The organism is Nonomuraea composti (genome assembly GCF_012034275.1).
Lineage (GTDB): Bacteria > Actinomycetota > Actinomycetes > Streptosporangiales > Streptosporangiaceae > Nonomuraea > Nonomuraea composti.
Genome location: NZ_JAATEP010000002.1, coordinates 192,660 through 215,187 on the forward strand (window position 1 = coordinate 192,660; position 22,528 = coordinate 215,187).

The following is a 22,528-nucleotide window of genomic DNA, read 5'->3' on the forward strand; positions in this document are numbered from 1 at the left end:
CCGCGGCGGCGGGGGCGCGGCGTGCTCGTCAGCCGCGGATCGTCGAGGCGTCGTCGCCGTCGCGGTAGGCGCGCAGCGCGCGCAGCAGCCGGGACTCCTGCCGGCCGAGCGCGCCGGCCAGCAGGTTCAGGCCGGCGCCGATGGCGTCGAGCCGCGTCCCGCGCGCCTGCCGGTAGCCGCGGCCGTAGTCGTCGTCGCCCACGGCCGCGCGGGCGGCGCTCGCGGACGTCTCGTAGCGGGCGCCGGTGCCGGACACGCGGCCCGCCACGTCGCTCGTCCCGCGCGCCAGGCGGCGCAGCTCGCTCTTGCTGTAGACGACCCCGTCGAACTCCATCAAACGGCAGCGTAGCCCGTTTATCGCCCCTAAATGTGGATCTAGGTCGCGAAAGTGGGAGAGGATGGGACAGTCTGGAGGCCCCTGAGGTTCGAGTGGCGGATGTGGAGTCGGCGAATGGCGTCGGATGAGCAGTGGCGGCTGCTGGAGCAGCTCGTCCAGGAGGTCGACCAGCAGACCGAGCAGCTCAGACGGATGCAGGAGAGGATGCGGGACCTGTCGGCGACGGCCACGTCGAAGGACGGCATGGTGACCGTCACCGTCGGCCCGCGCGGCGAGGTGCGCGCGATCGACCTCGACCCGCGCGTCTACCGCAAGCTGTCGCCCTCGGAGCTGTCCGACACGATCGTGGCGCAGATCGGCGACGCCACCCGGCAGGTCTCCGGTGAGCTGAAGGAGCTGATGGCGCCCCTCGTCCCCGACCTGCCGTTCGAGGACCTGTTCGGGGACGAGACCGGCTTCGAGTCCTTCCTGCCCCGGCCCGGAACGTCCTAGTGGGGCTCGACCTCAGCCGGGTGCCCGAGGTGGTCAGGCCGATCGCGCAGCCGCTGACGGGCGGGGCGCTGCCCGAGGCCGACGTCGCCGGGATCATCGCCGAGGCGCGGACCATGGAGGAGCTCGCCGACACCCTGGCCGAGATCAGGGCCGACGACGCGGGCGCGGTCATGCGGCTGCTGCGCGACGGGGTCTGGAAGGGGGCCGCGAAGGAGACGTTCGAGCAGGTCTTCGCCGCTCTCAGCGGGAACGACGACAGGCCCGGCTCCCCGCAGGCCCTGCTCGACCTGCTGGAGCAGGCGCTGCGGGAGGAGGCGCGGTCGCTGCGCGAGCACGGCGTGCGGATGCAGCACACCGAATGGATGATCTACGCGTCGCTGGCGCTGCTCGGCGCGATGATCGTCAGGCTGCTGGTCTGGATCTACGTGAACGGCCCCGCCGTGCTCGGGCTGATCCAGCACCACACGCTGCTGACCAGGGTGAGCATCCAGACGCTGAAGCGGCTCGTCCTGATCAACATGCTGCGCTTCGGCGGCCTCATGGGCGGCCTGGACCTCGGCGTGCAGGTGGCCCAGCAGCTCTGGGGCGTGCGCGAGGCGGGCGACTTCGACTACGCCTCGCTGGCCATGTCGGCCGGCAGCGGCGCGCTGACCGGGGCGCTCTTCGCCGGCGCGAACGCGGGGCTGTCGCGGCTGCTGAGCCGGGAGATGGTGTACGTCGCCTCCAAGACCGAGCTCGCCGTCCGCGACAAGGTCGTGGCGCTCGGCCAGAGCATGTACGGCCAGGCGCTGCTGGGCGGCGTGACGGGCACCGCCGGCGCGGTCCCCGGGCTCGCGCTCAGCGGGCAGCTCGACGCCGCGCACCTCGGGTACACGTTCCTGTCGGGCGTCGCGGGCGGCCTGGACGTGCCGGCTTCGGCCAGGGTGAGCTACCGGCCCCTGCCGGACGCCGCCGAGCTCGGCGGTCGGCCCGGCGGCTCGCCTCCCGGGCCGCATGACGGCACGACCCTCGCCCGTCACGCGCAGGACGCGCGGCATGCGCGGGACGCGCCTCCTCACCGCGACGGCGGCATCGGGCCGGTCGGTGACCGCTCGCCTTCGCCGGCGGGCGAGACGGGGAGCGGCACGCTTCCGCCGCCTCGGGGCGAGACGATCGTGGGCGAGGTCGTCCGGCGCCGCGACACGCCGCTGCCTCCCTCACCGGCGCACGTGGCGGGCGGATCAGCCGAGCGGCCCGCGTCCGGTCCCGCCGTCGCCGAGCGCGGGCCGGTGCACGTCCCACCGGACCGCGGCACCCAGCCGGTGCCGGACCAGCAGGCGTCCACGACTGCCCGGCCGCATCCCGGACGGTCGGAGCCACCCCCGGTACCGGCAGCCCGCCCGGCCCCCGGTGACCGCCTGTCCGACGGATACGCTCCCATCGCGGATCCGCGACCGCGCAACTTCGCCGAGGCCGCGGCGATCGTCCACCGCTGGACGCCCGGCGACGGCGCACAGAACCGCATCGAGCAGCTGCTCAACGGCCGGCACACGGGCGACGGCCCGCCGGACCCGCAACTTCTGGAGCACGGCCGGCACATCATGCGGGGCCTGCCCGTCCAGGACCGAAGCGACGCGACCGCCGCCGCCCTGGCCACGATGAGCACGAGCCTGCGCGCGGAGAACGCGACCAGGGCCGTCGACGACCTGGCGACGCAGCTCTTCGGCGCGCGCCGCGACATCGACGCCCTGGTCTACCTCTACCGCGAGGCCCAGAGCCAGGGCATGGCCCCGGAGGCCGCCCGCGGCCGCGCCGAGGTGGCCGACGTGCTCGCCAGGACGATGGCGGCGGATCGCCACCGCTGGCTCGGCCACCTGCACCGGGCCCTGCTGCCCGCCACGACCGCCGGGGACGCGCGCGCGGCCGGGATCATCGTGGAGGCGATGGGGCCCCTGGTCACGGCGAGCACGGTCAGCGCGTTCACCCGGCCCCTGCTGCAGGACGCCGGCGTCCAGACCGTCGGGCAACTGCTCCCGCTCGTGCGGGCGGCGCACGACCAGGGCTTCCTGCCGGCGGCGACGACCGGGGTGCACGCCTTCCAAGAGGCCATGCGGGGCTTCCGGGAGACGGATCCGCGGCTGTGGGACGGCCTGCTGGTGGCCGACAACTACAACCTGACCGGCCTCGGCGACGACGGCACCCGGCTGCTCGCGTCCCTGAACGACATCGTGCGGCATCCGGAGACGGGGATGGGGCGGCGGGTCGTCCTGCCGCTGGAGCGCCTGGCCACGGAGGTCGGCCAGGGGGGCTCGGTGGAGCAGCTCCTCCGCCTGGCCGGGGACGCGCCCGGCTCCGCGCATGCCGCCGGCGTGCGCGAGCTGATCGAGCTGCTGACCGCGCACCGGTCGCGGGACCCCTACCTGTGGGACGGGCTGCGCCTGGCCACCGAGTACGGCCTGCCGCGAACGGCCGACGCCGAGGCGCGGGCGCTGGCCCGGCTCGCCGAGATCACCGCCGCGGAGCCGCCGTCCCGGATCTGGGTGTTCGACCCGCTGCGCCGCCTGGCCGACCAGGCGGGGCTCGGCCACTCCGTGGAAGAGCTGGCCCGGCGGACGGCCGAGGCCGGGCAGAGCGGCCTCGACCTCTTCGGCCCGATCGACCGGCGGCAGGTGCTGGACGCGCTGGCGCCGTCCCGGACCGTGGGCGAGACCCCCGCACCGCTCGTGGACGGGAGCAGGACCCCGCACGGGTGGGGGAGCCCCAGGAGCCTGCACGACCTGTCCCCTTCGGCCGTGCGGGAGGCCAGGGAGGCGGCGAGCGCGCACCACGCCCAGGCCCAGCGGGAACACCACCGGAACCAGTCGCGGTTGCGCCGCGCTCTGGCGCCGGCCTTCGGCACGGATCCGCGGATCATCGCCGAGCGGCGGATGGTCGCCTCGCTGGAGGCCCGCGCGCGGGCGTGGCAGCGCTGGCCGGACGCGCCCGAGGTGTCGTTCACCCGCGACTTCGCCGCCTACAGGAGGGCCTACGACCGGGCGGTCGCGCGCGGCCTCGCGGGCGAGCAGGTGATCCCCTACTCGTACGAGAACGCCACCGCCTCCCTGGGAGCGCGCGACGGCGGGCGCGGCTTCGGCCTCGAGATCGAGTACGACCTGCCGGGCGGCGTCATGACCGACCGGGCGCTGGCCATCCCCCGCGCCCTGCACGAGGCCGGCCTGACGGCCGACGCCTCCGCGCACGCCTACCACACCTCCAAGGACAGGGGCTACCGCTCCGGCCCGCCGGGCGGGCGCGGCCTGTGGCTGCTGGAGAGGGACAGCACCGTCCTGGGGGAGCTGGTCTCGCCCATCCTGTACGACGAGCCGGAGACGTGGGAGAACCTCCGCCTGGCCTGCGAGATCATCCGGGCGCACGGCGGCGTCGCCAGCGTCAGGACGGGCGGGCACATCCACGTGAGCACGCACGATTACGACCACATCGTGGCGAACTACACCAGCGTGCTCGACTACGCGGGCCGGCACACCGACACGCTCTACCGGCTCGGGCACAATCCGGAGCAGGAGGGTCACCGGGGGCAGAAGTGGTGCCGCCCCCATCCGCCGCCGTCCGCGGGCTACAGCTCGATCGCGCAGGTGACCGGCGTGCACGGGCGCGAGTCGGCGGTGAACACCTTCGGCGTGGCGGGCCGGCCGACGGACCACATCGAGTTCCGGATGTGGGACGGCTCGCTCGATCCCGCCGTGATCCAGGCGCAGGTGAAGGTGTCGCTCGCGCTGGTCGAGGCGGCGTTCCGCAACGCGATCCTGGACCTGCCGCCGAACGACGGCCGGCACGACGCCCTGGGCGCCCACGCCGGCCTGCGTCCTTTCGGTTCGGCGGCGGACGCCACGCCGGAGGGCAGCCTGTCCTTCAGGCGACTGATGGACGAGCTCTTCTGGCGCGCCGCCGACAAGGAGCAGCTCACCGCCCTGTACGCGATCACCCGCTGGGCCGATCCTCAGGAGGACGAGTCACCGGACGGGACACGGGCCCCATGACCATGATCATTCGCAACGTCCCGGAGGCCGAGGCGCCGCCCCCGGCACCGGTGAACGCGGCGGGCCGTCCCTACCGCTACGAGATGATCCACGCGGGCGGCGCCCTGCGCGGCTACGCCGACGAGCCGTCCGAGCTCATCGGCATGCTCGTGCCCGGCTACCCCGGCCTCGCCACCGCCGCCGACCGGGCGGCGGCGCGGCTGGAGCTCGCCCTGGACGTCCAGGTCAGGCTGCAGGCCCGGCTCGCGGCCGGCCGGCTCGAGGCGTGCGGCGAGGCGGAACGCGCGGTGCTGCTCGGCGGCCGTCACGAGCCCCCGGCCCCGGCCAGCTGGACGGCCCCGATCCCGCTCGTCCTGGTCGCCTCCTTCTACGCGCCCGACGGGGCGCTGCCGAGACCGTCCGGCCCTGCGGAGCTGCAGGTCTGGCTCGACCCGGCCGACGACTGGACCCTGCTGACCACCTTGCACACGGCTGGCGTGATCACCGTGGGCGCCCGCGACACGACCTGATCGCTGAGCCGCCCGCGGTCCCGGCGCCCGTCAGGCGCCGAAGCGGCGGCGGGCCGATTCGGCACCGTCGGGTGCGCCTTCGCTCGGCCAGGCCGTTGCGCTCCCGCATGCGCAGGTTCTGGGCGAGCATCTTGTGGCCGATGCCCTCGCCCTCGCCCTCGCCGCGCAGCTCGCCGAGGGCGTCGATGACGGCGGAGGCAGGCTGCCGGAGCGGTCGGGCGAGCTCCGCGGGCAGGTCACGCGGATCGACCCTGGCCACGCTCAGGGCCGGCGCATCAGTGGCCTTCGCCGTGGCGAGCGCCTGGCCGAAGGCGGCCACGGTGGGTTGCCGGTTATCGTTGACCGGTGATCGGCGACCTTGAGACGTTCCAGGACGAGCTGGCCGCCAGCGGGTTTCCGCCGCTGGTCAACAAGCTGGCCGGGGCCGGTTTCCGGGGCCGGATCGCCACCCGTGACCTCGGGCCGCTGCGGCTGGTCTCCCTCGCCACGCCCGAAAGCTCCTGCATCGGGCGGGAGGGCACCGCCTCCGACGGCGAGAACCTGGCGATCAAGGTGATGAGCCGGGGCCGGACGCGGATCAAGCAGGGGCGCGGCGACGCCGAACTCGGGCCGGCCGACCTGGTGCTGCTCGATCCCACGCGTACGATCCAGTTCGAGAGCACCGCCGCGACGCACGTCACCCTCCTGGTTCCGCGCCGGGAGCTGCGGATCCGGCCCGCGCAGATCGACCGGCTCATCGGCGTGCGCATCGACGGCAGTCACGGTCCGGGCGCTCTCGTCTCCGTGCTGGCCCGGGAGTCGGCGCGGTCGGCGGCCGAGTTCCGTGAGGCGGAGGCGCTGAGGGCGGCGTCGGCCGTCGTCGAGCTGATCGCGGTCGCGCTGGAGGCCCGGCTGGGCGACGGGCGACCGGCCCCGGACGAGCGGCTGCGGGACCGGATCGCCGGCTACATCGAGGCCCGGCTGGCTGATCCCGATCTGTCCCCGCCCAGCATCGCCGCCGCCCACCACATTTCCGTACGCCGGCTGCACAAGCTGTTCGAGGATCAGCCGCTCACCGTCGCGGCCCTGATCCGCCGTCGCCGCCTTGAGCGCTGCCGGGCTGAGCTGACCGGAAGCGGACGTACGGTCACCGCCGTGGCCGCCCGGTGGGGATTCTCCGATCCCGCCCATTTCAGCAAGCTGTTCAAGGCGACGTACGGCTACAACGCCCGTGCACTGATGACCAGCAACCGTGCACGTGCGACCAAGACGGGCACAGCCGGCCCGGAACAGGATGGTGGTCACCAAGGTCGGCAATAGAGAGGAAAAGTCGTGGCGAAGGTGAACATCGTCCGCCCCGGTGAGGGTGAGATCCTCGGCAGCGGGGCGCAGCAGATCCGGATCCTGGAGAACGGCGAGCACACCGACCACCGGCTGGGGTTCGCCGAGGTCACCATTCCACCGGGCACCCCGAGCCCGTTGCAGCACCGCCACGCCCAGCACGACGAGGGCTTCTACGTGCTGGCGGGAACGTTCCGGTTCACCGTCGGCGAGGACCACTACGACGCCGGGCCGGGCACCTGGGTCATCGTGCCGACCGGGGCGCCGCACACGTTCGCCAACGTCGGCGACGACAACGCGGTCATGCTGAACACGTTCACGCCCGACCTGTACGTGCAGTACTTCCGCGACTTCAAGGCCATGATCGATTCCGGGCAGCCGGTCAACGCCGAGACCATGAAACCGTTGTGGGAGAACTACGCCACCGAGATCTCGAACGAATACGCCTCGTGAAGCGCCTTCAGTACGACCGCGCTCCGAAGGACCCTGCCTGCTACCGGGGCGGACACGTCCCTCCGTGTACCTGAAGGTAACGTGCGCGGTATGACTGATCGTCCCATCGATCCGGACGTCGATCTTCACGTGCCGGCCCAGCGGGCCGAGCTGCACTGGCCGGTGCCGGCCGCGATCGCGGCCGGCGGCGCGCTCGGCGCGCTGGCCCGCCACGCCGCGCAGACGGCGCTGCCGGTCGAGGCCGGCGGGTTCCCGTGGGCGACGTTCCTGGTCAACGTGTCGGGATGCCTGCTCATCGGGGTGCTCATGGTGACGATCACCGAGGTGCGGCGGGCCCATCGGCTGGTGCGGCCGTTCCTCGGGGTGGGGGTGCTGGGCGGCTACACGACGTTCTCGACGTACGTGGTGGACGTGCAGCGGGCGGTCGCGGCCGGCGCGCCGGTGACGGGGCTGGTCTACCTGGCCGCCACCATGCTGGCGGCGCTCGCGGCCGTGGCGGCGGGCATGTGGCTGACCCGGCGGGTCGCCGGCGTCAGGGCGGGGGTGGGCGCGCGATGACGGTGCTGCTCATCGTGCTGGGCGCGGCGGTCGGGGCGCCGCTGCGCTACCTGGCCGACCGGGCCGTGCAGGCGCGCCACGACACCGTCTTCCCCTGGGGGACGCTGACGGTCAACGTCGCCGGGTCGGCGCTGCTCGGGTTCCTGGCCGCGCTGCCGGCGCAGGGCCCGGTGATGGCGCTGGCGGGCACGGGGTTCTGCGGGGCGCTGACGACGTACTCGACGCTGGGCTACGAGACGGTGCGGCTGGCGGAGGAGGGGGCCCGCTTCCACGCGGTGGCCAACGCGGTGGCCAGCGTCGTGGCCGGGCTCGGCGCGGCCTACTGCGGTGCGGCGCTGGCGCAGGCGCTCTGAGCCCCGCCGCTGGAACGGCGGGGCACCTGATGGAACGGGATGGCACGCCTCCAGGGAAAACGGGGGCGGCACGGCCGGTCGCCGGTATCCATCAGGGAGGACACGACGATGAACGAAGAACGCCTCATGGAGTTCCTCGGCAGGTTCGTCAGCGACGTCGGCGCCACCATCACCGCGGGCGGCGTCGTCATCGGCGACCGGCTCGGCCTCTACCAGGCGCTCGCCGACCGGCCGCACCTGCCGGACGAGCTGGCCGGCCGCACCGGCACGGCGCCGCGCTACGTCGAGGAGTGGCTGCGCGGCCAGGCGGCCGGCGGTTACGTCGAGTACGACGCCGCGACCGGCCGCTACTTCCTGACCGAGGAGCAGGCGTACGCGCTGACCGACCCGGACGGCCCCGTGCTCGGCGGCTTCCAGCTCGCGCTCGGCGCGCTGAAGGCGGAGCCGCGGATCACCGAGGCGTTCCGCACCGGCAAGGGGTTCGGCTGGCACGAGCACGACGGGGACGTCTTCGCCGGCTGCGAGCGCTTCTTCCGCTTCGGCTACACCCACAGCCTCGTCGGCGAGTGGCTGCCCGCGCTCGACGGCGTCGAAGGCGCGCTGCGCTCCGGCATCAAGGTCGCCGACGTCGGGTGCGGGCACGGCGCCTCCACCACGATCATGGCGCAGGCGTTCCCGGCCTCGGCGTTCGTCGGCTGGGACTACCACGGCGCGTCCGTGGGGGAGGCCCGCCGGCGGGCCGAAGCGCTCGGGCTGGCCGGGCGGGCGGAGTTCCGGGTGGGCAGCGGGCAGACGTTCGACGGCGGGCCGTACGACCTGGTGACCACGTTCGACGCGCTGCACGACATGGGCGACCCGCTCGGCGCCGCGCGCCGGGTTCGCGAGCAGCTGAGCGACGACGGCACCTGGATGATCGTGGAGCCGGCGGCGGGCTCGTCGCTGAGCGAGAACCTCAACCCGGTGGGCCGCGCCTACTACGGGTTCTCGGCGTTCCTGTGCGTGCCTAACGCGCTGTCGCAGGAGGGCGGCTACGCGCTGGGCGCGCAGGCAGGCGAGGAGCCGGTGCGGCGGCTGGCGGCCGAGGCCGGGTTCGGCCGGTTCCGGCGGGTGGCGCAGACCCCGTTCAACATCGTCTACGAGGCACGCCCCGGAGGAGTTACCGTGTAAGCAGGTAATCATCTGGAGGCTTCCATGGCGGATCCCCTCGACGCCTACTCCCAAGTCGTGACCTCCGTGGCGGCCGAGCTGCTGCCCAAGGTGGCCGGCGTGCGGACCCGCCAGGGCAGCGGGTCCGCCGTCGTGTTCAACGCCGACGGGTTCCTGCTGACCAACGCCCACGTGGTCGGCTCCGCCCGCTCCGGCACCGTGTCGTTCGCCGACGGCTCCTCCGGCGAGTTCGAGGTGGTCGGGCGGGACCCGCTGTCGGACCTGGCGGTGATCAGGGCCCAGGCGGCCACGCCCCCGCCCGCCGAGCTGGGCGACAGCGACGCTCTCGTGGTCGGGCAGCTCGTCGTCGCCGTCGGCAACCCGCTCGGCCTCACCGGGTCGGTGACGGCCGGCGTGGTCTCGGGCCTCGGGCGGTCGCTGCCCGCACGCAGCGGCGCCGGCATGCGGCTGATCGAGGACGTGATCCAGACCGACGCCGCGCTCAACCCCGGCAACTCCGGCGGCGCCCTGGCCGACTCCCGGGCGCGGGTCGTCGGCATCAACACGGCGGTCGCCGGCATCGGCGTGGGGCTGGCCGTGCCGGTGAACGGCACGACCCGCTCCATCATCGCGGCCCTGATCAGGGACGGCCGGGTGCGCCGGGCGTTCCTCGGCCTGGTGACCTCGCCGGCGCCGCTGCCCGAGGAGCTGCGGCGGCGCACCGGGCAGAGCGCGGCGCTGCGCGTGGTCGAGGTGGTGCCGGGGTCGCCGGCGTACCGGGCCGGGCTGCGGGCCGGCGACCTCGTGCTGAGCGCCGGGCGTACCCCGGTCGGGGACGCGCAGAGCCTGCAGCGGCTGATGTTCGCCGAGGCGATCGGGCAGCCGCTGCCGATCACCGTCTACCGCAACGGCGCCCTGGTCGACGTCATCGCCGAGCCGGTCGAGCTGACCGGCGTGTGATCACGGGCAAGGGGGCGGCAGCTCGGGCGAGGTGGCCGGGCGGGAACGGGCCTCGCGCCGGGCCAGCAGGTCGGCCAGCAGCGCGTCCCACTTCTCGCCGATGACGTCCACGTCGTACGTGCGGGCCGTCTCCAGCGCCCGCGCGGCCAGGCTGCGGCGCAGCGGCTCGTCCTCGATGACCCGGATGATCGACTCGGCGAGGTTGGCGTTGGTCCGCGGCTTGACCAGCAGCCCGTCCACCTCGTGCGTGATCATCTCCTTGGGCCCGTGCGGGCTGTTGAAGCTGACGATGGCCAGCCCCTTGGCCATGGCCTCCAGGATCGTCATGGGGAAGCCCTCGTGCCGCGAGCTGAGCACGTAGATCGACGCCTTCTCCAGCTCGGCCCCCACGTCGGTGGTCGGCCCGGGCAGCTCGACCTTGTCCTCCAGGCCCGCCTCGGCGATCTGCTGGCGCAGGTTGGCCTCCTGCGGACCGGCGCCGTAGATGCGCAGCTTCCAGTCGGGATGGGCGGCGGCGACCGTCTCCCAAGCGGTGATCAGCCGGTGGAAGCCCTTGATGCGGGTCATCCGGCCGACCGCCACGGCCACCTTGGTGTCGAGCTTGGAGACGTCGCCCGTCATCGGCGGCACCGCGTTCGGGATGCGCGTCAGCCTGCGCGGCTTCTTCGGCAGCGTCTCGCGGTAGTCCTTCAGGTCGGCCTTGGTGAGCGTGACCAGGGCGTCGAGGCGGCGGTAACGCCACTTGATGAGCTCCTGGACCGGCTCGGGCTGGGTGCGCAGGGCCACGTGCTCCTGCCCGATCGTGATCACGCCGGGCTGTGCTAACTGCGCCATCGCCAGGTTCAGGCCCGGCCGGGTGGCGATCAGCACGCCGGTGTCGAGGGAGCGGATGTAGCGGGCCAGCTTGAAGTCGGTCCACAGGTTGAAGCGGTGGTAGGCGTTCTCCTCCTTGGGGATCAGCTTGCTCGGCATCTTCGACAACATCGCGCGCAGCGGGTCGTGGCCCGGGTCGAGCCGGTCGTCCAGGAAGCGGAACTTCACGCGCGGGTCAATGGGGAAGAACGGCTCCTCCGCCTCCTTCAAGATGGAGACGATCTCCACGTCATGGTGCTCGGCCAGGTAACTGGCCAGGTTGAACACGGTCCTGATCGTGCCGCCCATGCCGTAGGCGTGCAGCAGCAGGATGCGGACCTGCCGGGTCGAGGGCGGCGGCGCGCTGCTCGCCTTGCGCCTGTTGTATCCCCGGTACAGCCGTCGCATCGCCGACTTGCCCTTGCGTGCCAGTGCGCGCACCTGACAGATCCCCCTCAGTAGCGGAAGCAGTCTTCTCAACACACGTGGCCGGTGGTGAGAACGGTCACCTCACCACCGGCCTATCGTCTCTCCGTCGGCGGAGTGCATGTTGTTCATCCCCGATGCACTATCCCCACCTATGATCTTTAGACGCCGGAAAGGTCATTAAGGTTGCATGCGCGGCCTGTGCCGGGGATCGGGCGTGTGCGGCGGATGTTGGGCCAGCAGCTCCAGCGTGACATCGATGGCCCTTTCGAGCTGCGTGTCCACGCCCCTGGCGTAGTCCTGCGGGGTGATGTCCACCTCGATGTCCGGGTCCGTCCCGTAGTTCTCCACCTGCCAGCCCACGTCGTCGAAGGCGAAGGAGAACTCCGGCTGCGTCGTCACCGTCCCGTCGGCGAGCGTGTGGCGCGGCCAGATGCCGATCACGCCGCCCCACGTGCGCTTGCCGACCAGCGGGCCCAGCTTCAGCAGCTTGAAGGTGTGGCTGAAGATGTCGCCGTCCGAGCCGGCCCACTCGTTCGTGATCGCCACCAGCGGGCCGCGCGGCGACTCCGGCGGGTACGGCTCGGCGTCGCCCCACCGCGGGTAGTCGTAGCCCAGCCGCCGCCTCGACAGCTTCTGCAGCAGCAGCGACGACACGTGCCCGCCGCCGTTGAAGCGCACGTCCACGATGAGCGCGTGCCGGTCGTACTCGGCCAGGAACCCCCGGTGGAACTCCCCGAACCCCTCCGTCCCCATGTCCGGCACGTGCAGGTAGCCGATCCGGCCGCCGGAGCGCTGGTGGCACCGGGCGCGGTTGAGGTTCACCCAGTCGCGGTAGCGGGCCGGCCGCTCGTCGGCCAGGGTCTTCACCGTGACGGTGAAGACGCGCTCGTCGCGGCGCAGCGTCAGCTCCACCTCCTCGCCGGCCTGGTTGACCAGGCGCTCGTTCGGGGTGGCCGTTCCCATGCCGATCGGGGCGCCGTTGATCGCGAGGACCGCGTCACCCGTACGGACGTCCAGCCCCACCCGGTTCAGCGGCGAGGTCGCCTCCGGGTCCCACGGGTCGCCCGTCACGATCGCGGCGATGTGGTAGACGCCGTCGAGCAGCCGCCAGTCCACGCCCAGCTTGCCCTGGCTGTAGTCGGGGCCGGGGCGGTACTCGCCGCCGCTCTCGTACGCGTGGCTGGTCGCCAGCTCGCCGTGCAGCTCCCACAGCAGGTCGGAGAACTCGCCCCGGGTCGTCACCCGCTCGACCAGCGGCCGGTACCGGTCGTACACGGCGGCCCAGTCGACGCCCGCCATGTCCTCGGTCCAGAAGTTCTCCCGCTGCAGCCGCCACGCCTCCCTGAACATCTGCCGCCACTCCGTCTCCGGGCACACCGACACCTTGATGCGCGACAGGTCCACCCAGCCGCTCTGCCGCCCCGGAGCCTCCTCCTCGCCCGGCACCTCGCCCGCCTTCACCACGCGCAGCCTCGACCCCGCCCGGTACAGCAGCGTCTTGTGGTCGCGCCCCAGCTCGAACCCGCACACCCCGTCCGCGAACGTCTCGCTCTCGCCCTTGGCGAAGTCGAACAGGTGCAGCGTGTCGTCCCCGTGCAGCGGGCTGGTCAGGATCAGCGCCTTGCCCTTCAGCCCCGCCACCTGCTCGTAGCGGCCCTCCGGCAGGGGGAACGCGGTGACCCGGCGGCTCAGCCCGTCCAGGTCCACGCGCAGCGGCTCCGGCTCGTCCCCGTCCTCGCCGTCCTCCTCGTCCTCGTGCTCGTCGTCGTCCTTGTCGTGCAGCGGGCGCGGCCTGGGCACGAACGGGTCCGGCACGTCCGCGCGCAGCGCCACCGCGTACGGGCGGGTGCCCAACGGGAAGCCCAGGTCGAACTGGAGCTGGTCGTAGACGGGGGAGAAGGCACGCTGGCCGATGAAGTACAGGTACCTCCCCAGGGGGTCGAAGGCCGGCATCGCGTCCTTCAGCACCGGCTCGCTGGCCTGCGCCGTCCGTCCCGTCCCCGGATGGTGCAGCTTGATCGCGGTGGTCTGGGCGTTCAGCGGGCTCGCGTACGCCAGCCACTCGCCGTCGTGCGACCACGCCGGATCCTCCGGCGGCCCGTGCGGGTTCGCCTCCACCAGCTCCGAACGCCCGCTCTCCAGGTCCAGCAGGTGCAGCTCGTGGCGGTGGTTGACGACCGCGACCCGGTCGTGCGCCGGGTCGGGCACCAGCTCGTTGATCCGGCCCAGCCGGGCCACCTCCGTGCCCGGGCCGCCCTCGCCGCCCTCCAGGACGACCAGCTTCTCCTCGTCGCCGTCGTCGCTGGCCGCCGCGATCAGCCGCACCCCGTCGTTCAGCCAGGTCAGGAAGCGGTAGCGGACGCCGTCGGAGGAGCCGTGCTGGCGCACCGGGCCCTCCCAGTTCGCCATCGCGTACGCCTTGCCGCGCGCCGTGATCGCCAGCGCGCTGCCGTCCGGGCTGAGCGTGGCGCTGTCGAGGTAGTCGGCGGCCTCGACGAACCTGCGGTTGCGCTGCGTCCTGGAGCTGGCCAGATGCACCTCCAGCCGGTGCGGCCGCTCGCCCGGCTCCAGCAGGTACAGGTCCGCGCCCGCGTGGTAGACCAGCCGCCGGCCGTCGCCCGACAGGTTGCGGGCGTAGTAGTCGTCGTGGTGCGTGTGCCGGCGCAGGTCCTGCCCGTCGGGGGTGCACGAGTAGACGTTGCCGACACCCTCATGGTCGGAGATGAAGCACACCCGGCCGCCGCTCCAGCACGGCGCGGCCAGGTTGCCCGGCAGCCTGATCAACCGCCCGAACTCGCCGTCGCCCCGCCGGTCGATCCACAGGTCGCCCACCGTCCCGCCGCGGTACCGCTTCCAGCGCGCCGGATCCGCCGTGTTGCGGCCCAGCACGATCATGTTCTCCGGTCCGTACGCGATCTCGTTCGCCGGCCCGTACGGCAGCCGCTCCGGCACCCCGCCCGGCGCCACCCGGTGCAGCCACTTGCGGCCCTCGAACGGCTGGGACTGGTCGCTGGCGTACAGGATGCGGCCCTGCGGATCCCACCCGGTCACCGTGCAGCGGGCGCCGTGGAAGGTCACCCGGCGGGCCGCACCGCCGCCGGACGGCATCACGTACACCTCTTCCTGGCCCTCCTCGCGGCCGACGAACGCCAGCTGGTCCCCGCGCGGGGAGATGCGCGGGTAACCGGCCTCGGCGAGCCCGGCCGTCAGCCGGAACGCCCGCCCGCCACGGGCCGAGACCATCCACAGGTCGTCCTCGGCGGCGAAGACCACGACGTCCTGGAAGACGGTGGGGAAACGCAGGTAAGCCGACATGGCAGCTCCACTGGTCGATCGGACAGCCGGGGCACCCCGCGGGCCGCGGCCGTCCGATCACGTCACCGTCGGGCGGCCGAAGCTCAGCCTTCGTCGGTGCTCTTCCGGCCTTCCCGCTTCGTCTCCTTGGCCTGCCGGTTCGTCTTGATGGCCTGCTTCTTCGACTTGCCGGACTTGGACGCGGGTTTCTTCTTCGTGTCAGCCATTGGAATTCCCCCCTGTAACGGACGAGATGCACCTGATTGGTACACCAAGCCCCTTAATACCCATCTAGCGCCGAAACCCGACATACCACGTATCCGGGTCGTCATCTGAGGGGACGATCACCCGCGGGCTCCGACCACCACACCCCCTCCCCGTGCGACAACCCGGGCAGCCGCCGCTCCACCTCGTGCACCACCGCCGCCGGGATCTCCCCCTCCAGCACCCACCCCTCACCGTGCCGGCGCGCGTCCCGCACCTCACCGCCCAGCCCGGCGAGCTGCGCCGTCACCGGCCCGAACGCCTCCAGCGGCACCTCCGCCTCGAACCGGTGGCACGGCTCGTACACGACCGTGCCCGCCCGGCGCAGCGCCCGCGCGAGCACGATCGGCGTACGCCCGCGAAAATCACCCGCCACCGTCACGGGCGACGAGTACCCGGTCCTGGTCAGCGTCACCAGCACGTCCGTCACCGGCCACCCGTGCGGCCCCTCCCGCAACGCCAGCCGGACGCTCTCCTCGATCGCCCGATGAAAGGCCAATGGCAGCGACCCCAGATCCACCTCCAGCCGGTAACCGACCCCCGACCCTCTGGGCGCGGGCTCGACCCGCAGGCCCACGGTCGCCATGAACGCGTTGCGACCCTGGCGCTGCATCTCCTCGACCGCCTCGCCGGTGCCCGCCGGGCGCTCGAAGTACACGGGGCGGCTCGGCTCGAACACCGCCTCCACCCCGAACTCCCGCGCCAGCGTCTCCCCGATGACCTCCTTCTGCACCTCGCCGTAGAGCAGGACCGAGGTGTCGCCGCCGGCCAGCGTCCGGGTGCCGATCAGCGGGTCCTGCTCGGCCAACGTCAGCAGGGCGGCATGCAGCCGCGGCTCCTGCCCGGGGACGCGCGGCCTGACCACCGTCTCCAGGCTCGGCGGCGTGAAATGCCGCGCCACACCCGCCCGCTCCGGCTCGCCCAGCTGATCGCCGACCCGGATCTCAGGCACCCCCCACATCTTGACGATGTCGCCGGCCAGGGCTTGGGTCTCGCGCGGATCACCCGCCACGGTCAACGCGGTCAACCGGCCTTCGTACGCATGCGGGCCCGGCCCGCGGTTCACGCCCGCGCCGCCACCTATCCTTGTGCCAGCAGGCTTGCTCGTGGCGCCGCCGCCCTGCCCCTGTCCCCGATGGAACGTCAGCGGCTCCCGCACCCGCAACACCCCGGACCGGACCCGCACATAAGCCACCTTCTCCCCGGACGGCGCACGTTCGATCGCGAACACCGTGCCCACGGGTGGGCCCTCCAGGATGACCCGCGGCACGGCGGGGAAGAACTCGGCGACGGCGTCCAGCAGCTCGGGCAGCCCCTGCCCGGTGATCGCCGAGCCGAACAGCACCGGATACGCCACACCCGCACCGCACTGCCGCGCCAGCACCGCCCGCACCGTCGCGTCATCGGGCACCTTGCCCTCGACGAGCAGCTCCAGCAGCTCGTCGTCCCGCTCCGCGAGCACCTCCGCGGCCTCGTACGGATCGGCGACGGGACGGGTGACGGCGCGGGGGCCGCCGATGCCGTCCACGGTGTTGAGCGGGACGCAGGACGGCCAGAGCCAGCGCCGGATGTCGGCGAGCAGGTCATGCTCCCGCGCCCCCGCCCGGTCGATCTTGTTCACGAAGATCAGGGTCGGCAGGCGCAGCTTGCGCAGGGTTCGCATCAGGACCCGGGTGTGCGGCTGCACCCCCTCGACGGCCGACAGCACCAGCACGGCGCCGTCCAGCACGCCCAGCGCCCGCTCCACCTCGGCCACGAAGTCGGCGTGCCCGGGCGTGTCGACCAGGTTGACCCGCAGGCCACCCAGGACGAAGGAGGCCACGGCGGTGCGGATGGTGATGCCACGCCGGCGTTCGATCTCACCGGTGTCGGTCTGGGTGCTGCCGTCGTCTACGCTGCCGAGCCGGTCGATGACGCCGGTCTCGAACAGCAGCCGCTCAGTGAGGCTGGTCTTTCCCGCGTCCACGTGCGCGAGGATGCCGATGTTCAGGACATGATCGATCAAGGAGCCCTCGGGAAACTCTCGTCCGGATGCTGTGCTGGGAGATTCCGAGGTCGCGCCGCATCCCAAGCTCCTTGATCGCCGTCCGATCGTGCCCGGCCATCCTGCCACCGGGGTCGCCCCCGATCCAACGATTTTCCACCCGCGCCTCCACCCCACGCCCCACGCGCTACGCCCAGTGCGCCCCCGCTTTGCGCCGCACATGCCACCGTTCAGCGCCCCGCGCGCTACCGCTCCACGCCGCACGCGCCCCCGCACTACGCCCTGCGCCCGCCCAGCGCCCCGCGCGCCACCGCTCTGCACCCCGAGGGTCGCAGCCCTACGCCCGCGTGCCACCGCTTCGGCCGTGGGCGGGCGATCCTCGCGCGGCGGCGTCTGCGACGGCCCACTCCAGCCCCTCCGGGTGATCGGCGGTTCCCGCTGGGCGGTCAGCGGAGTTCACTGCCCGAGGCACCGTGGCGGGGTGTCACAGGAGGCGGAGTTGCTCGGGCTCCTCCGGGAGCGCGGGGCGGTGGCGGGGGACGCGGCGGGCCATGGCTGGGGTGGCGCGGCCGACCCCGTGGCGTTCGGCCAGCTCTTTGACCAGGCCCGTGATCCGCTGCTGGTACGACTTCGGCGCGTACGCCCCCCGCCCGTACAGCTCCAGATAGCGCGGCACCAGGCGCGGGTGCTCGCGGGACAGCCAGCCCAGCCACCACTCCCGCGCTCCCGGCCGCAGGTGCAGCACGATGGGGGCGATGTGGGTGGCGCGGGCGGCGGCGATCTCCTTGACGGTGCGTTCGAGCTGGGCGGGGGAGTCGGTGAGGTAGGGCAGGATGGGGGCCATCAGGACGCCGCAGGCGATGCCGTTGTCGTTGAGGGTCGCGCAGGTTTCGAGGCGGCGGTGCGGGTTGGGGGTGCCGGGCTCGACGGCGCGCCAGACCTCCTCGTCGACGAACCCGGCCGAGACGTTGGCGCTGACGTCGGTGACGTCGGCGGCCTCGGTGAGCAGGTCGAGGTCGCGCAGGATCAGGGTGCCCTTGGTGAGGATGGAGAACGGGTTGGCGGCGTCGCGCAGCGCGGCCAGGATGCCGCGCATCAGCCGGTAGCGGCCCTCCGCGCGCTGGTAGCAGTCGACGTTGGTGCCCATGGCGACGTGGTGGCCGCCCCAGCGGGGTGCGGCGAGCTCCTTGCGGGCGAGCTCGGCGGCGTTGACCTTGACGACGATCTTCGAGTCGAAGTCGGCGCCGGAATTCAGGTCGAGGTATTCGTGGGTCTTGCGGGCGAAGCAGTAGACGCAGCGGTGGCCGCAGCCCCGGTAGGGGTTGATCGTGTAGTCGAACGGGACGCGGCTCGCGCCCGGGACGCGGTTGATGATCGATCGGGCCCGGATCTCGTAGAAGGTCATCCCCCTGAAATCGGGCGTGTCGAACGTGCGGGTGACCGCGCCGCGGGCGAAGAGCGGCTCGGTCGGGTCGGCCCCGCCCGGGGCGGTCAGGCGGAGGTTGTCCCAGCGCATGGCATGATTAGAACAGCAGTTCGAGCTTGATCGCAAACTGAAAAGAGGGTGCAATTAAGTGGTCAGGCGGGGGCTAATGATCTTCATGGTTGGGCAGGAAGACGCCACAGAGCTTGCGTTCGGGAGGTACCCATGGCCTGGTCGCAGGACGAGGAGCGGATGCTGGCCCAGATCGAGCAGCACCTCGTCGATGACGATCCGCGACTCGTCGCTCGGCTTGAGTCGTTCAACGAACGGGTGCGCCGCAGCGAGGCGAAGTCGAGCGGGCAGCGCACGCCGAGGCGGCGGCCGCGCCGGACCACGGTCATCATCCTGATCAGCTGGCTGCTCATCGCCACGCTGGTGGCCACGCTCCTGATCATGCTCCTCCGGCACGAGGCCGCCGCGGCGATGGCCCTGGCCGTGGCCTTCTGACCCACCCGACACCAGGGCGCCTCTTGTCCCGGCCGCCCGCTGTTTCCGGCCTTCCCGTCGCCGGCTGATGCCCCTACCGCACGCAGCTCTTGGCTCTGCCGTCCACAACTCCTGCCGCTGTCGGCTACGTTTCTGGCCGTGCCGTGCGCGGGTCGTGGGCTGTGCTGGCTGCGGCCGCCGGTGAGTGGCGGCGGCCGCGGATGGTTGAGTGTGACGGCTGGCCGGTGGGTTGCGCCGGCTGCGGTTGGTGGTCCTGTCGGCCGCGGGGCCTGCTGGCTGTGTGTGGTGCAGGCCGGCGGCGTGCAGGGGTGGGCGCGTGCGGGGTCGGTTCTGTGCCCCGCGATCACCGGTGCAGGCTGGTCTCCTGTTCCATGTGGGAGAGCTTTTCCGGGTTGCGTACGGCGTACAGGCCCGTGATGAGCCCCCCTTCGATGCGCAGCGCCACCACCGTGTCGAGCTCGTCCGCGATCCGGACGACCAGCGCCGGGTAGCCGTTGACCTGGGCCGCCACCAGCGACCTGGTGCCGGAGATCCGGCCCAGGACGGCGGCCACGTTCGCGGCGCCCACGATGGGTGCCAGGGCCGCCTGCTTGATGCCGCCGCCGTCGGTCAGCAGGACGACGTCCGGGGCGAGGATGTCGAGCAGGCTCTGCAGGTCCCCGGTGTCCACGGCGCGCTGGAAGGCGGCGAGGGCGTCGCGGGACTCTGCGGGCGAGACGGGGCCGCGCGGACGGCGGGCGGCGACGTGGGCGCGGGCCCGGTGGGCGATCTGGCGGACGGCGGCCTGGGTCTTGCCGACGGCTTCGGCGATCTCGTCGTAGTCGAGGTCGAACACCTCGCGCAGCACGAACACGGCCCGTTCGGTGGGTTGCAGCGTCTCCAGGACGAGCAGCATCGCCATCGACACGCTCTCGGCCAGCTCGACGTCCTCGGCCACGTCGGGCGAGGTGAGCAGCGGCTCCGGCAGCCACGGCCCGACGTAGGACTCCTTGCGGCGGCCGAGCGTGCGCAGCCGGGCCAGCGCCTGCCGGGTGGTGATCCGCACGAGGTACGCCCGATGGTCGCGCACCTCGTCCAGGTCCACGCCCACCCACCGCAGCCAGGTCTCCTGGAGGACGTCCTCGGCGTCGGCGGCCGAGCCGAGCATCTCGTAGGCGACGGTGAACAGCAGCCTGCGGTGCGTGACGAACGCCTCGGTCGCGGGGTCGGGGCGATCGCCCGCGCCTGCAACGCGATCCTCGGGCGAAGCGTCGGGTTCCGGCGTGTCGGCCATGGACGGCTCCTGTTCACTCTTGACTGTCACGTTCATCAGATGCCGGCGCCCTCTGGTCTGTGACACCCGCCCACGGTGACCCGCGTCACATGCCGCTCACCGCACCCGGTCGTACACCAGCGACAGCGTCCCATGCTCCCCCGCGGCCTGCCGGACCAGGCTCCACTGCGCGGCGGGCAGGCCGTCGTCGAAGAGGCGCGGCCCGCCGCCGAGGAAGACCGGGAAGATCGTCAGGGCCAGCCGGTCGACCTTGTCGGCGGCCAGGAGCGCCTTGATGACGCTGGCGCTGGACAGGACGAGGATGTCGCCGCCCTCGTCCGCCTTGAGGGTGTCGACCACGTCGGCGGCCGGCCGGTCGGCGATCGTCGTGCGCTCCCACGGGGCTTCGCGCAGGGTGGAGGAGAGCACCACCTTGTCAGCGTCGACGAGCCACTTGGCGAACCCCTCGTCGCGCGGGTCGGCGCCCTCCATGCCGATCACGGTGGGCCAGAAGCCGAGGAACCCTTCGGCGTTCACGCGGCCGAGCAGCGCCGTCGTGGCCGGCTGCCAGAGGCTGGTGAGGTGGTCGCGGGCGACGTCGGTGACCGCGTACGGCATCACCCAGCTCATGTCGACCGGGTCGTCCTGGCGGGCGTAGCGGCCGTCGAGGGAGAGGCTCATGTTGGTGACGACCCTGCGGCCGGTGCTCTGCTGTGTCATGTCGTGCTCCTGAGGTCGTGGTCGTGCGTGGTGAGGGTGGCGGCGAGCTTGTCGAGGCTCTGGCCGAAGCCGAGCTCGATGCCCGCGATGAAGTCGGCGGATTCGACGGTGCTGCCGGTGACCCGCCAGTGCGCGTCGAGGTCGGTGCCCGTGGTGGTGGGTCGGAGGGTGAGATCGACGTGGGCGGTGAAGGCGAGGCCGCCGCCGGGCAGTTGCGGGGAGAGTCGGTAGGAGAGGCGTTCGCCGGGGGTGACGTGCTCGACGACGCCTTCCGCGCGGCCGGCGACCTGGTCGGAGCCGTCGGTGTCTTCGATGTCGCGGTATTCCTGGACGATCCGGCCGCCGGGCCGCGCCTCGAAGACGAGCTCGGAGACGCGCAGGTCGTCGGGCGTCCACCAGCGGGCGAGCAGGGACGTCTCGGTCAGGTGCCGCCACACCAGCTCGGGCCCGCCCGCCAGCGACCGCTGGAATCTGAACGACCGCCCGTCGGCCCAGCCCGGCTCCGCCGCCTCCTGCCGTGCCGCGTCGAGGCTGAGCGCGTAACGGTCGAAGGTCTCGCGGGAGCCGCCGGCCTGGTCGGCGGTGTCGGCCAGGCGGGTGAGCGCCCCGGCCAGCTCGCGCAGGGGAGTGGAGCGGAGGGCGTAGATGCGGCGCTGGCCGGTGCGTTGCGAGGTGACGAGGCCGGCGCGTTCGAGCGCTTGCAGGTGCTTGGTGGTCTGCGGCTGGCGCGCCCCGGCGAGCTGCGCGAGGACGCCGACCGGGCGGGGCCGCTCGGCCAGCAGGCTCACGAGCCGCCAGCGGGCCGGGTCGGCCAGTGCGGTGAGGAGTGCCTCCATGGGTAGAAGTATTCACCATGGAGAATATTCGTGCCAAGGAATATCTTTCAGTGCAGGCCGCGCTTGCCCGGGGCCCAGAACGGCTTGACGTGGATGGCCTTGCGGGGCCAGTTGCGCTCGCGTACCAGGTAGTCGCGGATCATCTGGCACGTACGCGCCTCACCCGCCAGGTAGGCGGCGCCGGTGTTGCCCGGCAGCTCCAGCTCGGCCACCGCGGCGAGCAGCGTCTTCGAGGACGCGGCCGGCGCGCCGCGACGGTGGACGCGCCGCAGCTCGTGCGGGCCCGGCATGAGCGGGTCGTGCTCGGGGGACTCGCTCTCCAGCACCCCGTGCACCCGCGCGCCCGCCCCGAGCGCGCGCAGCATCGGCCCGAACGCCGCACTCGCCGTCTCGTCGCCCGCGAACAGGTGGAACGGCGCCTCGTCCCGGACGAAGAAGTCGCCCTGCGGCCACCAGAACGTCACCGCGTCCCCCGGCGCCGCCTCCTGCGCCCAGCGCAGCCCGATACCGTCCCCGCCGTAGAGGTGCGCGCGCAGCTCCAGCGCCCGCCGGTCGGGGTCGAGGTCCCAGATCGTGTACGTGCGCAGCGTCTCGGACGGCCGCAGGATCCCCTGGACGGACAGCGGGTCGTTGATCTGCACCCGGATGTGCTGGCCGGGCCGGTAGGGGAACGCGATCGGCGTCTCGGTGGCCAATCGGATGTGCCGCATGGTGGGCGTGACCAGGCCGGTCTCGGTGACCCGGGCCCGCATGACGTACTTGGCGAACGCGCCGGCCAAGGGGTTGCGTGCCACGACATCTCCTTACGATCACTAAGAATGTT

Annotated in this window: 21 protein-coding genes; 10 read left to right on the top strand and 11 right to left on the bottom strand. The window is 72.6% G+C overall.

Going from position 1 to position 22,528, the window contains the following annotated elements:
- Nucleotides 1–28 precede the first annotated feature (28 nt).
- On the bottom strand, nt 29–334 hold the full coding sequence (locus tag HCN51_RS03720) for a hypothetical protein (protein ID WP_168006769.1): 306 nt from the start codon (nt 332–334) through the stop codon (nt 29–31).
- Between the two features lie 117 nt (nt 335–451).
- Between HCN51_RS03720 and HCN51_RS03725 the strand changes: the two genes are divergently transcribed.
- From HCN51_RS03725 to HCN51_RS03735, 3 genes are read left to right on the top strand one after another with little or no spacing between them, the layout of a single operon-like run.
- The gene (locus HCN51_RS03725; RefSeq protein ID WP_168006771.1) at nt 452–829 is read left to right on the top strand and encodes a YbaB/EbfC family nucleoid-associated protein; all 378 of its coding nucleotides are present in this window, start codon (nt 452–454) and stop codon (nt 827–829) included.
- Nucleotides 829–4,845: a proline-rich domain-containing protein gene (locus HCN51_RS03730; protein ID WP_168006773.1), complete on the top strand. Its 4,017-nt coding sequence runs from the start codon at nt 829–831 to the stop codon at nt 4,843–4,845. The genes HCN51_RS03725 and HCN51_RS03730 overlap by 1 nt, the downstream gene beginning before the upstream one ends.
- Complete coding sequence (locus HCN51_RS03735; protein WP_168006775.1) at nt 4,842–5,354, top strand: hypothetical protein; 513 nt, start codon at nt 4,842–4,844, stop codon at nt 5,352–5,354. Before HCN51_RS03730 ends, HCN51_RS03735 begins: the two co-directional genes overlap by 4 nt.
- On the opposite strand, the gene HCN51_RS58925 is transcribed toward HCN51_RS03735, so the two are convergent.
- On the bottom strand, nt 5,326–5,673 hold the full coding sequence (locus tag HCN51_RS58925) for a hypothetical protein (RefSeq protein WP_346433521.1): 348 nt from the start codon (nt 5,671–5,673) through the stop codon (nt 5,326–5,328). The two genes, HCN51_RS03735 and HCN51_RS58925, sit on opposite strands and share 29 nt — an antisense overlap.
- 26 nt (nt 5,674–5,699) lie before the next feature.
- Here HCN51_RS58925 and HCN51_RS03745 point away from each other — a divergent pair, with 26 nt between their 5' ends.
- The 6 genes from HCN51_RS03745 (at nt 5,700) to HCN51_RS03770 (ending at nt 10,144) form a co-directional block, all read left to right on the top strand.
- Nucleotides 5,700–6,653 carry a helix-turn-helix domain-containing protein gene (locus HCN51_RS03745; protein ID WP_168006777.1) on the top strand — a complete coding sequence of 318 codons (954 nt, stop codon included), beginning with the start codon at nt 5,700–5,702 and terminating at the stop codon, nt 6,651–6,653.
- 12 nt (nt 6,654–6,665) lie between these two features.
- The gene (locus HCN51_RS03750) at nt 6,666–7,127 is read left to right on the top strand and encodes a cupin domain-containing protein (RefSeq protein WP_168006779.1); all 462 of its coding nucleotides are present in this window, start codon (nt 6,666–6,668) and stop codon (nt 7,125–7,127) included.
- 90 nt (nt 7,128–7,217) lie between these two features.
- Nucleotides 7,218–7,685, top strand: a complete 468-nt coding sequence (locus HCN51_RS03755; RefSeq protein WP_168006781.1) for a fluoride efflux transporter FluC — start codon at nt 7,218–7,220, stop codon at nt 7,683–7,685.
- A complete protein-coding gene (crcB, locus tag HCN51_RS03760; RefSeq protein ID WP_080037654.1) occupies nt 7,682–8,038 on the top strand; it encodes a fluoride efflux transporter CrcB in 357 nt (118 codons plus the stop codon). Before HCN51_RS03755 ends, crcB begins: the two co-directional genes overlap by 4 nt.
- Before the next feature lie 108 nt (nt 8,039–8,146).
- Nucleotides 8,147–9,205: a class I SAM-dependent methyltransferase gene (locus HCN51_RS03765; RefSeq protein ID WP_168006783.1), complete on the top strand. Its 1,059-nt coding sequence runs from the start codon at nt 8,147–8,149 to the stop codon at nt 9,203–9,205.
- 24 nt (nt 9,206–9,229) lie between these two features.
- On the top strand, nt 9,230–10,144 hold the full coding sequence (locus tag HCN51_RS03770; protein WP_168006785.1) for a S1C family serine protease: 915 nt from the start codon (nt 9,230–9,232) through the stop codon (nt 10,142–10,144).
- Here HCN51_RS03770 and HCN51_RS03775 read toward each other — a convergent pair whose 3' ends face one another.
- The 5 genes from HCN51_RS03775 to HCN51_RS03790 all read right to left on the bottom strand — a co-directional run bounded on the left by HCN51_RS03775 (nt 10,145) and on the right by HCN51_RS03790 (nt 18,483).
- A complete protein-coding gene (locus tag HCN51_RS03775) occupies nt 10,145–11,437 on the bottom strand; it encodes a glycosyltransferase (protein ID WP_168006787.1) in 1,293 nt (430 codons plus the stop codon).
- A gap of 165 nt (nt 11,438–11,602) precedes the next feature.
- Complete coding sequence (locus HCN51_RS03780; RefSeq protein ID WP_168006789.1) at nt 11,603–14,740, bottom strand: S41 family peptidase; 3,138 nt, start codon at nt 14,738–14,740, stop codon at nt 11,603–11,605.
- 83 nt (nt 14,741–14,823) lie between these two features.
- Complete coding sequence (locus HCN51_RS61055) at nt 14,824–14,946, bottom strand: hypothetical protein (protein ID WP_277349896.1); 123 nt, start codon at nt 14,944–14,946, stop codon at nt 14,824–14,826.
- A gap of 101 nt (nt 14,947–15,047) precedes the next feature.
- A complete protein-coding gene (locus HCN51_RS03785) occupies nt 15,048–16,988 on the bottom strand; it encodes an elongation factor G (RefSeq protein ID WP_240972390.1) in 1,941 nt (646 codons plus the stop codon).
- 463 nt (nt 16,989–17,451) lie between these two features.
- Entirely contained in the window at nt 17,452–18,483 is a 1,032-nt protein-coding gene (locus HCN51_RS03790; RefSeq protein ID WP_168006793.1) for an Rv2578c family radical SAM protein, read from the bottom strand.
- Between the two features lie 132 nt (nt 18,484–18,615).
- On the opposite strand from HCN51_RS03790, the gene HCN51_RS03795 reads away from it, so the two are divergent.
- Entirely contained in the window at nt 18,616–18,897 is a 282-nt protein-coding gene (locus tag HCN51_RS03795) for a DUF3040 domain-containing protein (RefSeq protein ID WP_168006795.1), read from the top strand.
- 343 nt (nt 18,898–19,240) lie between these two features.
- Here HCN51_RS03795 and HCN51_RS03800 read toward each other — a convergent pair whose 3' ends face one another.
- The 4 genes from HCN51_RS03800 to HCN51_RS03815 all read right to left on the bottom strand — a co-directional run bounded on the left by HCN51_RS03800 (nt 19,241) and on the right by HCN51_RS03815 (nt 22,499).
- Entirely contained in the window at nt 19,241–20,170 is a 930-nt protein-coding gene (locus tag HCN51_RS03800; RefSeq protein WP_168006797.1) for an RNA polymerase sigma-70 factor, read from the bottom strand.
- Nucleotides 20,171–20,266: 96 nt separating this feature from the next.
- Nucleotides 20,267–20,869 (bottom strand): dihydrofolate reductase family protein, encoded by a 603-nt coding sequence (locus HCN51_RS03805; protein ID WP_168006799.1) that lies wholly within the window; start codon nt 20,867–20,869, stop codon nt 20,267–20,269.
- On the bottom strand, nt 20,866–21,705 hold the full coding sequence (locus HCN51_RS03810) for a metalloregulator ArsR/SmtB family transcription factor (RefSeq protein ID WP_168006801.1): 840 nt from the start codon (nt 21,703–21,705) through the stop codon (nt 20,866–20,868). The genes HCN51_RS03805 and HCN51_RS03810 overlap by 4 nt, the downstream gene beginning before the upstream one ends.
- Before the next feature lie 47 nt (nt 21,706–21,752).
- Nucleotides 21,753–22,499, bottom strand: coding sequence for a siderophore-interacting protein (locus HCN51_RS03815; protein WP_346433522.1), 747 nt, complete (start codon nt 22,497–22,499; stop codon nt 21,753–21,755).
- Nucleotides 22,500–22,528: the final 29 nt, after the last annotated feature.

Excerpts from the sequence above, each read along its gene's own strand:
- HCN51_RS03720 (WP_168006769.1), bottom strand. The coding sequence starts at position 334 with ATGGAGTTCGACGGGGTCGTCTACAGCAAGAGCGAGCTGCGCCGCCTG.
- HCN51_RS03725 (WP_168006771.1), top strand. The coding sequence starts at position 452 with ATGGCGTCGGATGAGCAGTGGCGGCTGCTGGAGCAGCTCGTCCAGGAG.
- HCN51_RS03735 (WP_168006775.1), top strand. The coding sequence starts at position 4,842 with ATGACCATGATCATTCGCAACGTCCCGGAGGCCGAGGCGCCGCCCCCG.
- HCN51_RS03755 (WP_168006781.1), top strand. The coding sequence starts at position 7,218 with ATGACTGATCGTCCCATCGATCCGGACGTCGATCTTCACGTGCCGGCC.
- crcB (WP_080037654.1), top strand. The coding sequence starts at position 7,682 with ATGACGGTGCTGCTCATCGTGCTGGGCGCGGCGGTCGGGGCGCCGCTG.
- HCN51_RS03765 (WP_168006783.1), top strand. The coding sequence starts at position 8,147 with ATGAACGAAGAACGCCTCATGGAGTTCCTCGGCAGGTTCGTCAGCGAC.
- HCN51_RS03770 (WP_168006785.1), top strand. The coding sequence starts at position 9,230 with ATGGCGGATCCCCTCGACGCCTACTCCCAAGTCGTGACCTCCGTGGCG.
- HCN51_RS03780 (WP_168006789.1), bottom strand. The coding sequence starts at position 14,740 with ATGTCGGCTTACCTGCGTTTCCCCACCGTCTTCCAGGACGTCGTGGTC.
- HCN51_RS61055 (WP_277349896.1), bottom strand. The coding sequence starts at position 14,946 with ATGGCTGACACGAAGAAGAAACCCGCGTCCAAGTCCGGCAAGTCGAAG.
- HCN51_RS03790 (WP_168006793.1), bottom strand. The coding sequence starts at position 18,483 with ATGCGCTGGGACAACCTCCGCCTGACCGCCCCGGGCGGGGCCGACCCG.
- HCN51_RS03795 (WP_168006795.1), top strand. The coding sequence starts at position 18,616 with ATGGCCTGGTCGCAGGACGAGGAGCGGATGCTGGCCCAGATCGAGCAG.
- HCN51_RS03800 (WP_168006797.1), bottom strand. The coding sequence starts at position 20,170 with ATGGCCGACACGCCGGAACCCGACGCTTCGCCCGAGGATCGCGTTGCA.
- HCN51_RS03805 (WP_168006799.1), bottom strand. The coding sequence starts at position 20,869 with ATGACACAGCAGAGCACCGGCCGCAGGGTCGTCACCAACATGAGCCTC.
- HCN51_RS03810 (WP_168006801.1), bottom strand. The coding sequence starts at position 21,705 with ATGGAGGCACTCCTCACCGCACTGGCCGACCCGGCCCGCTGGCGGCTC.